Below are 15,519 nucleotides of genomic sequence, written 5' to 3'. Positions count from 1 at the left end.
GGTAAATATCAATTCCTACAAACTACATGGGATTCTGTAGCACCGTCAGAATATCAAGGTAAATCTCCTACAGAAGCACCTGAATCAGTTCAAGACCAAGCAGCTCAGAAATTATATGACACAGAAGGCGCTTCACAGTGGGTAACTGCATAAATAGTTGAAAATTAATTCCTAGAATCTATGAATAAGTTCCTATAAGGTAATAAACGCACCCTTCGCTTAATGAAGGGTGCGTTTTATGTTATTTAAGCATAGACAAATTTTATGAATGCCATGCATGAATTGATTCTAGTATTTTAGTTTTTAGGAATATGAAACTCAATAGATAGCAGTATCATTTAGATTTGCTAATACATCTCATCGTATTTGCTGTTAATACAATACATTAAGAAACCGTAGCGCTTGTTACATAACCATCACTAACATGGAAAACAATATTACCATTACCTACTTTATATCCAAAATTACCTTCGCTTGTTGATTTTTTATTACCATTTAATGGCGGCTGATATTCAAAATTTTCGCCATATTGTACACGCATATCTTTAAAACTCACTGCTTTATTTTGTATATCAAAAGTGACATTGTTCGCTTTATTACCGTCTACTTGCTGAAACGTTTGGTCATATATTTGTTTACTACTAGTCTCAGCACTATACTTGCTATTAACTTTAATACCATTGAACGCTATATTTCCAGATTTTAGGCCATTATAAAAGGATTGGTCTAATACGAAGTCTCCACCTTTTGACGTATATCCAGTATAAGTAAACCCAGATTGCGTTGTTGCTGCTTGCGCTTCATTATGTGATACGTCTTCTTTATAAGCATTTATACCTAGTGCAGTTCCAAAAACAAACGTGCTTGCTACAAAAACTTTGGCAATTTTGTTCATATTGTATCACTCCAAATAATAATTTTGATTCATGTTACAATCTAGTTACAATATAACAGAAATATTACTAAAAGTGTAATATTTAAATATTTGATGCAAATGATCCCTTGGAATGGGGGGGTATTAAGTTTACTAATAAGGCATATGTATTTATAACTTTTACGAAAGTTTGGAACGTAATTTATCCATTTTAATATTAGTAACATTTGATGATTGGATATAATAAATAGAGCCTGGAACATCATGGCACTGAACCCCTAATTTGGGGTCACCGCGTCATATTGTCTTCAGGCTCTATTTTTATATGGGCAGTAGATGACTATATTGAAAATGCGCTTATATCAAGCTGCTTTCAACTCTAGTCATCTTTGCCGGGGTGGGACTACAGAATCTTCTTATAAAAATAAGATTTTTGTCCCGCTCCCCCTTTAATTGGCTGACTGTTTAATAGCGTTAACTTTTTTGATTAACAGTGAGTAAAATGACGCTCATTGTTAATACACCTTAATTAGACAAAATAATTGTATTAATAAAGTGGCTAATTTGTCATTAGCAAGCGAATTATTATATGTGTGTCAAACGCAATTCATATTGTATCATCAAATTTTATGTCTTTGATAATGTTTGGTTGCTTTTTTCCTATTGCCACATGTTTCCATATCGCACCATTTTCTTTTTCCAGATTTTGATGTATCAAGAAAATAGCAAATACAGTTTTCATGATAACATTGTCTAAGTCGATTAGTGTCATAATGATTTAACGTATCAATTAAATCATTAATAACAATATATCCTATATTATCTTTTATCGTTTTACCAGTATAGACTAAATCCATATTGTTAGCTTTGTCTAATAAATTAATAGTAATATTTGTATCATTTATAATTTTACTTATTCTATTTTTAATGACTTGTGGAATTTCTTCTTCGCTTTGAACGCTAATTAAAACTTCTTCGCACAGTTTTCTTAATTCCTTTATATAAGAAACTAATTCCTCTGTTATAACATTTTCATTTGTATTTTTCGCTATTATGTTATTTTCTATTAGCCAATTCCATAAATGTGATGTACTAATAAATAAGTCCACTTTTTTATTTCCTTCGACATATCTCGTATTAACTAGATCAATCCAAGTTCTTCCACCAATATTTAACTTTTCTTTATTCACATTGTCACCTCACATATTTATATTAACCGTTGAAAATTGTTTTTACAAGTTAGATAATTTGAGTTATGATATAACCTGTAAAATTATTTTTAGGAGTTATATAATAAGGAGGCTTAAAAATGACAGTATTTTATAAAAATATAACCATTGACGACATAAACATATTCTATAGAGAGGCTGGTAATTCACAAAATCCTACTATTTTATTATTACATGGATTTCCTTCTTCATCGCACATGTATAGAGGCTTAATTGAAGAACTAAAAGATGAGTATCATCTAATCGCACCAGACTATCCAGGGTTTGGAAATAGCGATCAACCTAATATGGATGAATTTGATTACACCTTTGCAAATATTGCAAATGTTATTAATAAGTTTGTAGAAAGATTATCTTTAGAAAAGTTTAGCTTATATGTTCATGATTATGGCGCGCCAATAGGGTTTATATTAGCAACTAAAAAACCAAATAAAATACAATCAATTATAAGTCAAAATGGCAATGCATATGAGGAAGGGCTATTAGCAGCCTGGGATCCTGTCAGAGCGTATTGGGAAAATCCGACAAATGAAAACAAAGAAAAATTAAGAAAATTATTAAAAGCTGATTTTACTAAATATCAATATATTGATGGTACCAGAAACCCTAATACTATAAGCCCAGATGGGTGGAACATGGATCAAAAAAATTTAGATAAACCAGGCAATCAAGAAATACAAATTAGTTTATATTATGATTATAGAAAAAATATAGAGTTATATCCGGAATGGCAAAACTATCTCAGAACTTATCAACCTCCTACACTAGTAGCTTGGGGTAAAAATGATATGTTTTTTGGACCTAAAGGAGCCTTAGGATTTCAAAAAGATGTTGAAGACTGTGAAGTGCATTTATTGAATACAGGACACTTTCCGTTAGAAGAAGAACTTGCAACAAGCGCATTTTTAATAAAAAACTTTTTAGCTACAAGATTAAAGTAATCAAAGTGTAGTGTGAATTTTTATTTATGAACTATAAAATCACACAAATATATAAATTTGATGCTTGAATATACTTAAGAGACTCCTTATTCAATAAGGAGTCTCTTTTAATGGGACATTTAATAAGAAAATATTGAATTGAACTGTATTAAAAATAATGGAAATGGTTATTATGCTACTATTGCTATTTTTTTTATTATAAAATCCAAAAAATATTCAATATATGGCAGATTTTAGTTTTTAAGTTATATCATAGATAGATTGTTCTGTTAATTGCCATTTTCTATCGGCTACATGTTCAACAAACCTTGTATCATGTGATGTAAATAAAATAATTCCAGGGTAATTATTCATAAACATTTCTAATGCGCCTAATGTTTTAATATCTAAAAAATTTGTTGGTTCATCTAAAATTAACATGTTGGCTTTCATGGAAAATAATATTGCTAGCGATAACTTTGTTCTTTCGCCACCACTTAAAACTTTACAAGAACGTTCAAGTGATTCGTTTAAACCTAAGTTATTTAATATAGCTCTACTGAATGCTTCGGATGAATCAGTTTCATCCATTAAATATTGTAATAAAGTAATGTCACGCATTTCTTCATAAGCAAGTTGACGATAATAAGCCATTTGTAATTTAGGAGAACAATCAATTCCATCTACTTGATGATAAATAGCTTCAAGTAAAGTTGTCTTACCCACGCCATTAGCACCTATGAGAGCTATATTTTTCCCATAGGGTATTTGAAAACGCAGTTGTTTCAGTATTGTTTGCTTACCTTTTACTAACGTCAAATTCTGCGCAATGATTGGATAATGATTATGAATATCATATATCTTACTTTGTGGAAAATTAAATTTATGATTACTTTGTGGTTTTTCAACTTCTTCCAAATGCGCTATTCTTTTTTCAATATGCTTGGCTTGTTTTTGGGTAGCTTTTTCAACTGTTCCTTTTTGTTTTGAAGCACTTAAACGATCAGGTGCGATACTTTTGTTTTTTTGTTTTGATGATGCTTGGGACATTTGTTGCGCTTGATCTCGTTTAGCTTTACTAGCTTGGTACAATCTTTGCTTTTCACTTATATATTGTTCGTATTGATGCTGTTGTTCTATCTGTTCTTGTTCACACTGATTTTGGTACTGCGTATAATTACCTTTAAACACTCTTATTGTTCCATCTTCTTGTATATCCCAAATAGTATCGGCAATTTGATCTATTAGCTCTCTATCATGACTTACTATAATTAAAGTACCATAGTAATATTTTAAAATGTCATTCAGATAATCTTTAGCCAATTTGTCTAAATGATTTGTAGGTTCATCTAAAAGTAATATTGGGCTATAATTTGATATGACGTTAGCCAATTTATATTTTGCTTTTTCCCCACCACTCATATGATCAGTCGTATGCATGGGAAGACGAAGTTCACTCATTATACTCCCGTCTAACGTGTTAAAATCATTTTGGACATTCATGTTCAACTGTTCGAAATATTGAATAGCACCATGAGTTTCAATCGATCCGGATTCTGGTGTTATTATTTGAGCAATCATATTTAGCAATGTTGTTTTACCAGTGCCATTAGCTCCAATAAGGGCTATTTTTTCAAATTGGTAAGCATAAAGATGATCAATGCTAAGTGATCTTAAATCTGTTAATTTATGCTTGATTTGGTTAAATCTAATTGTATATTGTTCCATATTTATACACTCCTTGTATACTTAAAGGACGTGTACGCAAAAAATGAGACAGGCTACTCCCGTCTCATGCACAATACACTTCAATACTAAAAAATGATTGCGCTGTTTTAGTATTTAAAGTGTTTTCCAAGCGAAGGATAAAAAACGACATACTTCATCCTATGAGAATGCATTGCGGACAAGCCTTTTTGAATTAATTTGATTTTGTATTCAAAAAGGCTTGCTTAAGTCTCATAGAAGCTGTCATTTTAATCATTCCTCCTTAATAAAATAGTAATTTTACCATAACATTCTATTGTTTTTATTACAATGTAAGAATAATTCTTTTTGGCTTAAAAAAGCTTAGTAGCAAAATAGTATTGAAAGCATTCATAATAGTTAATTTTAAGAAACTGTATTGTTGAGATAACAATTTAAAATGGACACAACTTCTGATAATTATCGTTGATGTAAATAAATATTCATAATGATATTGACATAGCATTATGAATATTATAATCTTTAATTCATACTATACCAATCGGAATAGTTGATTTTATTTTATTGCAATTCAATTATTAAAAAATGAAGGGAGTCATCTTGAAATTAAAATATAATTTTGTGTTTATCATATCTCTTAGTTTTTGTATTACCGTTATTGTTTTTGGGGCTTTATTCAATAAACAATTCGAAATAGTAACAACAGCATTAACCGATTTCATTGCTATCAATTTTAGTTGGTATTATTTGCTTTTAATAGTATCTTTTTTAATTTTGTGCGTATATTTATTATTTTCAAACTACAGTTCAATTACGTTAGGCAAAGAAGGAGAGAAGCCAGAATTTTCGTTAGTTTCATGGTTTTCTATGTTGTTTTGTGCTGGTATGGGTATGGGATTAGTTTTTTGGACAACTGCTGAACCAATCAGTGATGCTTTTGTATTAACACCGGAGCATCCAGAAGGATCAAAAGAAGCAATTAAAACATCCCTGCAATATTCATTTTTTCATTGGGGCTTACATGCTTGGGCTGTATACGGCATTGTAGCTTTAATTTTCGCTTATTTTAGTTTTCATAAAGGATATTCTGGTTTCGTAAGCGAAATGTTGGAACCTATACTTGGTGAAGGTATTTCACAAAAAGTGATAGGTAATCTAAGTGATATAATAGCCGTTATTGCAACAGTAACAGGTGTTGCTGCGACACTCGGATTTGGTACAGCCCAAATTAACCAAGGATTAAATTTCTTATTTAATGTCCCTTCAAACTTATTTATCCAAACAATTATTATCATTTTGGCAACGCTTATTTTCACAGCTTCAGCTTGGTCTGGTATAAATAAAGGAATTAAATATTTAAGTAATATAAATATGTTACTTGCAGTCGTCATACTCATTGCAGTATTTCTAGTGGGCCCAACACTTTACATATTGAATATGTTTACTGATTCACTGGGTAACTATTTATCAAATTTTATTAGTATGAGTTTGAAGTTAACAACAAATCCAAGTGATAAACAATTTTCATGGATGAAAAATTGGACAATATTTTACTGGGCATGGTGGATTTCATGGTCACCTTTTGTAGGTATATTTATCGCACGTATTTCCAGAGGGCGTACAATTAAAGAGTTTATTTTAGGAGTGCTACTTGTTCCATCATTTATATGTTTTGTATTTTTTGCAGTATTTGGTGCTTCAGCAATATATTTACAAGAACATAACATTGCTAAGATATCTAGCTTTGATACAGAGACTGCAACGTTTGGTGTGCTAGAACATTTTCCACTAGGCTTTATTTTAAGTATTTTAACAATCATTGTAGTAGCAATCTTTTTTATTACATCTGCAGATTCTGCCACTTATGTTTTAGGTATGTTAACAACAAAAGGGTCGATCACGCCCCCAGGTATCGTTAAAATTAGTTGGGGCATCATATTATCACTATTAGCGATTATTATGTTTTATACCGGTGGTATGCAATCGATTCAGAATATAATGATTATTACAGCTTTACCTTTCTCATTTATTATAATTTTGATGATATTTTCTTTTTTTAAGGTCCTTCGACAAGAATCGAAAGAAGAGTATAATGACGATTAATTTTTCTGAATATTCAAATTTATATAGTTATTACTTTTAAATCCAAAGGAGTCATGAATATGACAAAAAAACAAATACATTTTAATGGATTCGTTCAAAATTCACCATCCCCTTATTCTTCTGGATTATGGAAACACGAAAAAGATATAGGAGAGCATCATGTTGATTTAAATTATTGGATTAATCTTGCTCAAACACTAGAAAAGGGTAAATTTGATTCTATATTTATCGCAGATGTTTTAGGAACATATAATGTTTATAATAATTCGTATGATACTGCTGCAAAATATGCAGTTCAGTTGCCATCACATGATCCAACTGTCGTTATTTCAGCGATGGCAGCAGCCACAAAGCACATTGGTTTTACACCTACAATATCCACTACTTATTCCCAACCTTATAGTTTGGCTAGGCAGCTATCAACACTGGACCATTTAACTAACGGTCGCATTGGTTGGAACGTGGTTACATCATATTTAGAAACAGAAGCTCAAAATTTAGGATTAAACAAGAGATTATCTAAAGAAGCGCGTTATAAACGTGCAGATGAATTTTTAAATGTTTCGTATAAATTGTGGGAAGATAGTTGGGATGAGGATGCTGTAGTAAAAGATATTTGTTCAGATACTTATTCAGAACCAAGTAGGGTTCATAGTATAAATCATTTAGGGGAATACTTTGATATTTCAGCACCACATTTGGTTGAACCTTCTAGACAAAGAACACCAGTACTTTTTCAAGCAGGCGCATCTAAGCACGGAAAAGCATTTGCAGCTAAACACGCAGAAGCGGTATTTACAAAACACAGGTCGCTAGATGCTTTAAAAGATTATATTTATGAAATGAAAGCAAAGTCCAAGGAATATGGTAGAAATAACGAAGATATTCTTGTATTTCCTATGGTGTTACCTATCATTGGAGCTACTGAAGCCGAAGCACATGAAAAGCATGAACAATTAAAAGAATATGTAAGTTATGAAGGTGTAGCGACGTTACTCAGCGGTCACACCGGTATTGATTTATCTTCAATTGACCCTGATGCGTATGTAGAGGACCTAAACACAGATGCTATTCAAGTAGATCTCGACCATTATGCACAAGATCCTAATCACAAGTGGACTTTTAGAGAAGCAATAAAAAATCATGCTATTGGTAATGGCGCCGTTAAGTTTATAGGTACAAAAGAACAAGTTGCTGATCAATTTGAACAATGGGCAGTTGAAGGCGGTGCTGCGGGCTTTAATATTACGCAAAGTTATGGAATAGGTACATTTGAAGAGTTAATAGATGAAGTGATACCGATATTGCAAAGAAGAGGATTATATAGAAATGAATATGAGGGACAAACACTCAGAGAAAATTTATATGGGAAAAATCATACCAGAATTAAAGATACACATCCTGCTAAAAATAAGCGTAGCTTCATCATTTAAATTAATAATGAATTAGAAATGAGTTGCGATTTAACTTCTCCTTGTTTAATTCTGAGAAGTATTTTAGTTTTTTTGAAAGTGAGTCATTAAATAAATATATTTTGATAATGACATGAATGATATTAAAATAATCGTTCATGTCATTTTTTCTGTTTTATTCTATTAAGGTGATAAATGACTTAAAGTTTATTGCTATTAGAATTGGGATCTTAAAGTAGAAACATTATTTGCTGGTCTACAAACGCATTAAATTTTACATTGGCATTATCGGTTGTATGCCATTGCGGAAAGTTCTTCTGATAATGCCTTTTTTGCATTTATTTATAATTCAAGCGATGTTCACGATATTTATTTAATATTGAAGCATTTTTCTATATTCTTAGGTAGATTTATATCCCACTACAATTACTATTAAGTCATTTTTCTTCATAGTTATATTAGTACACGCCTCATTTATATAATTCTTCTACTAATGGTTTTAAAGATTTTTCTAACTCAGTTAATTTATATTCTACATTAGGTGGCATTATTGGATTAATTGTGCGTGTCACAAGCTCGTCTTTTTCCAGTTCCTTTAGCTGATTAATTAATACACATTGATGTGCAGTTGAAATAGCTTTTTCAATTTGATTTAAACGTAATGGTTCTTCAATTAATAGCTCCCATATAATCATAAGTTTCCATTTTCCACCAATTATATTTTTTCATTAGTATTCACATAAATCTTCTAACTTAATTTTTATCGAATTAGGTGGCCAATTCTAAGTAATTTACTACATATTGTATTAATGCCCTAGACATAATAGTAAAAATTATTAATGTAGTTTTACTTTCGTTATATATTAGTGCTTTTTATTATGAAATTTTAGTTTCTTATACTCAAGAGGCATCTTACTAAAACCATGTGGCATAAAAAACAATTGAAATATACATATTGACAATTTTAGACTTATGTCTTATGGTTAGTTACATAACTAGTTAACCAAATACCTTATGAGGTGAGTTTATGCAATTTGACTTTGATAGCGCTACGCCATTATATGCACAAGTATCTGATCAGATTCAAGAATCGATACTAACAGGTGTGTTTAAAGAAGGTGAACAAATCCCATCAACTACCGAAATATCTCGTACTTTTAATATAAATCCAGCTACTATTTTAAAAGGCATGAATTTATTAGTTGCTAAAAAAATTATAGAAAAAAGGCGAGGTATAGGTATGTTTATACTTCCTGGGGCCAAACAACGTATTGCAGATGAAGGGAAAAATCATTTTTTCGAAAAGCAAATTTTACCAATGGTGCAAGAGGCAAAATATTTAGGCTTTACCGATACAGAAATAATCAATTTAATAGAGAGGGCTTTTAATAATGAATGAATTAAAAATACGGAATTTAAATAAAAGTTATAAAAATTACCAAGCCTTGAAAAATATAAATTTAGACTTTCAGGAACATAAAATTTATGGACTTCTAGGTAACAATGGTGCTGGTAAAAGTACTTTGCTTAATATAATTAACAATCGTATTTATAGTACTTCAGGGGAAGTCACGCTTAATAATACGTCGGTAGTAAATAATGAAAAAATTCAAAATGAAATATTCTTAATGAGCGAAGTTGATTTATATGATAAAAATATGACTGTTAAAAAAATCTTTAATTGGACAAAGGCTTTCTTTGGAGACTTCAATTTTACATTAGCGCATGAATTGTCCAATGAATTTAAACTTAATGTAAATAAAAAAATAGGAAGTTTGTCCACAGGGTATCGTTCAATATGTAAACTGATTATTGCCCTATGTGTACCTTGTAAATTTATATTTTTAGATGAACCTGTACTCGGTTTAGATGCAGTTCACCGTAAATTATTTTATGAAACATTAATCCAGAATTATGCAGACAATCCCCGTACTTTTATTATTTCCACACATTTAATTGAAGAAATAAGCAATATTTTAGAATCAATTATTATATTAAATAACGGAGAAATTCTTTTGGAAAAGTCACTTGAGGATTTATACAGTGAATATTCATTTATTCGTGGAGAGAAAAGTGAAGTTGAAGACTTTGCAGATAAAAATAATTTGAAAATTTTAGGTGGGGATTATCTAGGTAATTATGCTTCCATATTAATTCATAATAATCGTGATGACACTAAAATACCAAATAACTTTGATACTGAATCTTTTGATTTACAAAAATTATTCGTTTATTTAACAAGAGAAGAAGGAGTGAAAATATGAAATTAAGGGCAGCAACTAATTTTAAATTTCAATACTATTTAAAGTTACTAAGTGTTATTGGTGCTTTTTATATCGTCTTTGCCTTAGTCGGTCCCGGTTTGCTTTCATTATCTAGTGATGACAAGTTAGGTATTTGGGAACCAGAAATACTGTTTTCTATTTATAGCGCCTTAGCTATATTTTTTACAAGTACAACATGTATGCGTTTTTTATTTCAGAACGGGGCTTCTAGAAAGACAATGTTTTTATCAACATTTTTCACCTTGATTATAGGAAATATTATATGTATTACTACTTCGCAAATATTAAAATTCATCGTTTCATTTATTCCAAACGTTCATATAATAAATCAATTTTATAGTTTATATGGTCATTATTTCCATTCATCCATATTAAATCACTCACTGTACTTAGTATTGATATTTGTTGTTTCTTTAATGATTTCTTCATTTGCTATGTTATTAGGTACATTATTTAGTCTGATAACTAAAATTATGAAAATGATTATATTTGGTCTGATCGGCTTTATAGTAATATTTATAGTTAGTATAATCAATATGTTTAATATAAATATTATTCATAAATTAGGTTTTCTTCTTGGTAACACCCATAATGTGCATAACTTACATCTATTTCCAATTTATCCAATTTTATTTGGCCTGATCATTGTATTTATATTTACGTTCCTACATTACTTGATTAATACGAGAATCGAAACATCAATGATTATTTCCGAAAATTAAATTTAAACTTTTTAGCATTTCATGCTGTCATAATAGATTGCTCAAAGATTATGACATAAAGTACGCCCTCTGATAAACATAAGCTTAATGTCTTATCAGAGGGCGTTATTTGTATATCATAATATAAATAACATCTTACTTTCTGTTCTCTCAAATGTAGCTAAAATTCATTTATTATGAATGACTTCAATTAGAATAAAAAATTCGGTGAGTGAATAATTTAGGTTATTGTTTACGTATTACATTTTTAAACAAACATTATAATGATTGCGCTTACAAACATTATAATGTTATAATCTTTTTCGAGAGGTGAGATAAGGTGAAAAGTACAGGAATTATAAAAAATATCTCCACAGTAAACAATGAACGTATCGATATTTTCCTTGAAGAAGGCATAATTAAAACGATTGGAGAGCACGAAACGTTAGAGGGACCCATACTTTTTGATGGGTCAAATTCTTATTTATCAACCGGGTGGATTGATTTACATGTACATGCATTTTCGGATTTTAGTCCATATGGAGACGAGATTGATGAGATAGGAGTGAAACAAGGTGTCACTACAATCGTTGATGCTGGAAGTTGTGGTGCAGATAGAATCGATGAATTATATAATCGGGCGTTAACTAGTGAGACAAATGTATTCTCATTTTTAAATATATCAAAAATAGGGCTTGAAAGAATTGATGAACTATCTAATTTAACTTGGATAGATCAACAACAATGTATTGCCGCCGCACACCAGTATAAAGATATGGTTATTGGTTTAAAGTCACGCATAAGTAGTAGTGTTGTAAAAGGTAATGGCACGATACCCTTGGAAAAAGCTGTAGCAATTAGTGAACAGTTGAAATTGCCTATTATGACGCATATTGGTTCTGCTCCACCAAAAATCCAGGAGGTAATACCTTTATTACGAAAAGGGGATGTAATTACCCATTTCTTAAATGGCAAAGATAATAACCTGTTTGATGATAATGGTGAACCTTTGAAAATATTAACAGAAGCGATTAACCGAGGTGTTAATTTAGACGTTGGTCATGGTAATGCCAGTTTTTCATTTGAGGTAGCAAAACAAGCACGAAACGCTAATATTCATTTTGATTCGATAAGTACGGATATTTATAAAAAGAATAGAGTAGAAGGACCAGTATATAGTTTAGCGAATGTATTATCTAAATTTTTATATCTAGGATATACATTAAAAGAAATTATAGACGCAGTAACGCAAAAACCCGCAGAAATTATTAATAAACCTAAATTGGTAGAATTTAGAGAGGGTAGTATAGCGAATCTAACTATATTTGACGTGGTTGAAGAAGAGCAAATGCTTATTGATTCGTCGAAACAAACTGTTAAAAGTAATCAAATTATTAAAGAAAGAGGCGTAGTAGCAAATGGAAAATTCATTAAATTATAAATATGGGTTGAAACGAGTGATTAATGCGAGTGGGAGAATGAGTATTCTCGGCGTCTCCTCACCAACAGATTCAGTAATGGACGCGATGAAATTTGGTGGACAAAATTACGTAGAGGTGGCAGATTTAGTTGATAAATCTGGCGCATATATCGCGAATAAGATTAATGCAGAAGATGCTGTGGTTGTAAACTCTGCTTCAAGTGGCATAGCATTATCAATTGCTGGAGTCATCACAGGAGGAAATGAGCGTAAAAGTCAAAGATTGCATAATGATAAAATTGATAAAAATGAAGTGATTTTATTTAAGGGACATAATGTTCAATATGGGGCTCCTATAGAAACCATGATTTATTTAGGCGGGGGTTCAGTAGTTGAAGCGGGTTACGCAAATGAAGGGAAAAACAAACATATAGAAGAAGCCATTAATGAAAATACAGCAGCTATTCTTTATGTGAAATCGCATCATGCTGTTCAAAAAAATATGGCATCTGTAGATGAAGTATATGAAGTAGCGCAAAAAAATAACATTCCATTTATTGTAGACGCTGCTGCAGAAGAAGATTTGGAAAAATATATACAGTGCTCAGATATAGCTATCTTCAGTGGTTCTAAAGCAATACAAGGTCCTACAACTGGTATAGTTGCCGGTAAAAAAACATTTGTTGAAGCTACAAAAATGCAATTACATTTTATAGGGAGAAGTATGAAAGTAGGTAAAGAATCAACTTTTGGGTTATTACAAGCTTTAGATGAATATTTTGAGAAAGTGGACAATTCTGAAAATGAAAAGCAAGAGCTACAAAAATTAGAAGCAATTAATAACTATCAAGGCATTAAGTTAGAAATCGTACAAGATGAAGCAGGTAGAGAAATATATAGAACACGTGTATATGTGGATTCATCAATTTTAAATTTAACTGCAGAGTTATTTGTTGAAAAACTAAAGTCGGCAGATATTGCTATTTATACACGTGATTATGGTGTTAAACAAGGATTTTTTGATATAGATCCTAGACCATTAAAGAACGGGGAAATGGAGATAATATATAAAACTATTACTCAAATCGTGGAGGGTAAAATTTAATGAAGATATTAGAAAGATTTTATAAAAATAGAGCGACACTTAATGTATTAGCTAAAGGTGAACAAAATATTAAAGATGTATATGAAGCTGCAAATAAAAATATAGTTATTGGCGTATTATCAAAAGATTATGACACTGTCAAAGATGCGGTAACTAGTATGCGTGACTTTGGTGCACATGTTGACGATGCAATATCGATTGGATTAGGCGCTGGTGATAATAGACAAGCACAAGTGGTTTCAAATATTGCTAAAGATTATCAAGGATCACACATTAATCAAGTATTTACAAGTGTAGGGCAAACAACAGCTAATGCGCATGACACATCTTGGGTTAACGCTTTAGTATCACCTACAGGTAGAGTGGGCTATGTCAATATTTCCACAGGTCCAATAAGTAGTGAAGGTTCTGAAAAAGCAATTATACCAATAACAGCTGCTATTAATTTAATCAAAGACATGGGCGGAGATTCTATTAAATTCTTCCCAATGAGTGGTCTAGATACAATCGAGGAATATAAAGCTGTGGCTGAAGCATGTGGGGCTATGAATTTCGGCTTAGAACCTACAGGCGGTATTACCAAGGAAAATTTTGAAGAAATTCTAAAAATTGCTTTAGATTATCATGTGCCAAAAATTATACCGCATGTCTACTCTTCTATTATTGATAAGGAGACAGGTTTAACTCGTATTGAAGATGTAGAATGGTTAGCTTATAAAATGAAACAACTAGTTGATCAATATGAATAAACATATTGTAGCATACGGAGAAATAATGATGCGTTTGGAAGTGCCTGATAATCTCTTGTTAAGACAAGCAGAAGATTTGAAGTATTCGTTTACTGGTACGGGAGTCAATGTTGCTGGGTTGTTATCACAATTTGGATATACTTCTAGCTTAATTAGTGCTGTACCAGATAATTCAATTGGGTCATCCGCTATTGGCGCAATACGTAGGTTGGGGATTCAAAGTAATTTAGTAATTAAAAACGATAACAATTTAGGCATGTATTTTTTAGAAAAAGGGTTTGGTAATCGTCCAAGCAATGTGACGTATACCAATAGACAACAAAGTAGTTTTAATGTTACCGATATTTCAAAATTTAACTTGTTACAATCATTAAAAGAAGTTGATGTTTTGCATATATGCGGTATCACATTAGCCATGAATCAGTTAACACGAGATAACGTTTTAAAACTGGTGAAATTAGCAAAGGAAAGTAATGTTAAAGTAGTTTTTGATTGTAATTTTAGACCTTCACTATGGGGAGAAAATGGGAATCAACTCGCTAAACCATACTATGAAACTATTTTATCGGAAGCAGACATCGTTATAATGAGTGAAAAAGATGCTATTCAAACATTGGGATTATCAACGAATAAAGAGACAAAAGAAGAGAAATTAGAAGATTTATTACCCTGGGTAGCACGTAAATATAATATACAAAAGATTGCAGGGACGATTCGGACTGTACAAGGAAGCAATCATAATACTATTAAAGGTTATTTATATGACGATGGTAATATGTATTACTCTAAAGAATTTGATTTTGATATCCTAGATAGAATTGGTACTGGTGATGCTTATACTTGTGGCATTATTCATGGTGAAATCTCAGATATGAATCCTCAGGATACTGTGACATTTTCTGCTGCTTCTTGTGCGTTAGCACATACAATTTCTGGAGATACACCATTGTTTGATACTGATGATATAATAAAAGTTATAAATAATGATAAAAATGATATTGAGAGGTAATTGAT

15 protein-coding genes are annotated in these 15,519 nt (G+C 31.0%); 11 read left to right on the top strand and 4 right to left on the bottom strand.

What is annotated here, in order from left to right:
* On the top strand, nucleotides 1-153 hold a 153-nt coding region (locus RPL90_RS01385; protein WP_313541776.1), incomplete at its 5' end, for a transglycosylase family protein.
* Between the two features lie 232 nt (nucleotides 154-385).
* Here RPL90_RS01385 and isaB read toward each other — a convergent pair.
* Nucleotides 386-895, bottom strand: a complete 510-nt coding sequence (gene isaB / locus RPL90_RS01380) for an immunodominant staphylococcal antigen IsaB family protein (protein WP_313541762.1) — start codon at nucleotides 893-895, stop codon at nucleotides 386-388.
* Between the two features lie 599 nt (nucleotides 896-1,494).
* Nucleotides 1,495-2,064: a CGNR zinc finger domain-containing protein gene (locus RPL90_RS01375; RefSeq protein WP_313541759.1), complete on the bottom strand. Its 570-nt coding sequence runs from the start codon at nucleotides 2,062-2,064 to the stop codon at nucleotides 1,495-1,497.
* A 119-nt stretch (nucleotides 2,065-2,183) separates the two neighbouring features.
* On the opposite strand from RPL90_RS01375, the gene RPL90_RS01370 reads away from it, so the two are divergent.
* Nucleotides 2,184-3,044 (top strand): alpha/beta fold hydrolase, encoded by an 861-nt coding sequence (locus tag RPL90_RS01370; RefSeq protein ID WP_313541756.1) that lies wholly within the window; start codon nucleotides 2,184-2,186, stop codon nucleotides 3,042-3,044.
* Nucleotides 3,045-3,284: 240 nt separating this feature from the next.
* Here the strand turns inward: RPL90_RS01370 and RPL90_RS01365 are convergent, their stop codons facing one another.
* Nucleotides 3,285-4,751 (bottom strand): Msr family ABC-F type ribosomal protection protein, encoded by a 1,467-nt coding sequence (locus RPL90_RS01365; protein ID WP_313541753.1) that lies wholly within the window; start codon nucleotides 4,749-4,751, stop codon nucleotides 3,285-3,287.
* A 564-nt stretch (nucleotides 4,752-5,315) separates the two neighbouring features.
* On the opposite strand from RPL90_RS01365, the gene RPL90_RS01360 reads away from it, so the two are divergent.
* Together RPL90_RS01360 and RPL90_RS01355 are read left to right on the top strand one after the other, a co-directional pair.
* Nucleotides 5,316-6,833, top strand: coding sequence for a BCCT family transporter (locus tag RPL90_RS01360; RefSeq protein WP_398573841.1), 1,518 nt, complete (start codon nucleotides 5,316-5,318; stop codon nucleotides 6,831-6,833).
* Nucleotides 6,834-6,892: 59 nt separating this feature from the next.
* A complete protein-coding gene (locus tag RPL90_RS01355; protein ID WP_313541747.1) occupies nucleotides 6,893-8,266 on the top strand; it encodes an LLM class flavin-dependent oxidoreductase in 1,374 nt (457 codons plus the stop codon).
* A 449-nt stretch (nucleotides 8,267-8,715) separates the two neighbouring features.
* On the opposite strand, the gene RPL90_RS01350 is transcribed toward RPL90_RS01355, so the two are convergent.
* Nucleotides 8,716-8,961, bottom strand: coding sequence for a winged helix-turn-helix transcriptional regulator (locus RPL90_RS01350; protein WP_313541773.1), 246 nt, complete (start codon nucleotides 8,959-8,961; stop codon nucleotides 8,716-8,718).
* A 311-nt stretch (nucleotides 8,962-9,272) separates the two neighbouring features.
* Here RPL90_RS01350 and RPL90_RS01345 point away from each other — a divergent pair, with 311 nt between their 5' ends.
* The 7 genes from RPL90_RS01345 (at nucleotide 9,273) to RPL90_RS01315 (ending at nucleotide 15,514) form a co-directional block, all read left to right on the top strand.
* A complete protein-coding gene (locus tag RPL90_RS01345; RefSeq protein ID WP_313541745.1) occupies nucleotides 9,273-9,644 on the top strand; it encodes a GntR family transcriptional regulator in 372 nt (123 codons plus the stop codon).
* Nucleotides 9,637-10,509, top strand: coding sequence for an ABC transporter ATP-binding protein (locus tag RPL90_RS01340; RefSeq protein ID WP_313541742.1), 873 nt, complete (start codon nucleotides 9,637-9,639; stop codon nucleotides 10,507-10,509). The genes RPL90_RS01345 and RPL90_RS01340 overlap by 8 nt, the downstream gene beginning before the upstream one ends.
* Nucleotides 10,506-11,252: a hypothetical protein gene (locus tag RPL90_RS01335; protein WP_313541739.1), complete on the top strand. Its 747-nt coding sequence runs from the start codon at nucleotides 10,506-10,508 to the stop codon at nucleotides 11,250-11,252. Before RPL90_RS01340 ends, RPL90_RS01335 begins: the two co-directional genes overlap by 4 nt.
* 319 nt (nucleotides 11,253-11,571) lie before the next feature.
* Nucleotides 11,572-12,672, top strand: a complete 1,101-nt coding sequence (locus RPL90_RS01330) for an amidohydrolase/deacetylase family metallohydrolase (protein ID WP_313541736.1) — start codon at nucleotides 11,572-11,574, stop codon at nucleotides 12,670-12,672.
* The gene (locus RPL90_RS01325; RefSeq protein ID WP_313541733.1) at nucleotides 12,650-13,756 is read left to right on the top strand and encodes a DgaE family pyridoxal phosphate-dependent ammonia lyase; all 1,107 of its coding nucleotides are present in this window, start codon (nucleotides 12,650-12,652) and stop codon (nucleotides 13,754-13,756) included. Before RPL90_RS01330 ends, RPL90_RS01325 begins: the two co-directional genes overlap by 23 nt.
* Nucleotides 13,756-14,505 (top strand): 2-dehydro-3-deoxy-phosphogluconate aldolase, encoded by a 750-nt coding sequence (gene dagF / locus RPL90_RS01320; protein WP_313541730.1) that lies wholly within the window; start codon nucleotides 13,756-13,758, stop codon nucleotides 14,503-14,505. Before RPL90_RS01325 ends, dagF begins: the two co-directional genes overlap by 1 nt.
* Entirely contained in the window at nucleotides 14,498-15,514 is a 1,017-nt protein-coding gene (locus tag RPL90_RS01315) for a sugar kinase (protein WP_313541727.1), read from the top strand. Before dagF ends, RPL90_RS01315 begins: the two co-directional genes overlap by 8 nt.
* Nucleotides 15,515-15,519 lie beyond the last annotated feature (5 nt).

It is taken from the genome of Staphylococcus kloosii, from assembly GCF_032139365.1.
Classification (GTDB): Bacteria; Bacillota; Bacilli; order Staphylococcales; family Staphylococcaceae; genus Staphylococcus; species Staphylococcus kloosii_A.
Note: the sequence above shows the minus strand (reverse complement) of the source record. Positions and strands in the feature narration are given on the sequence as shown.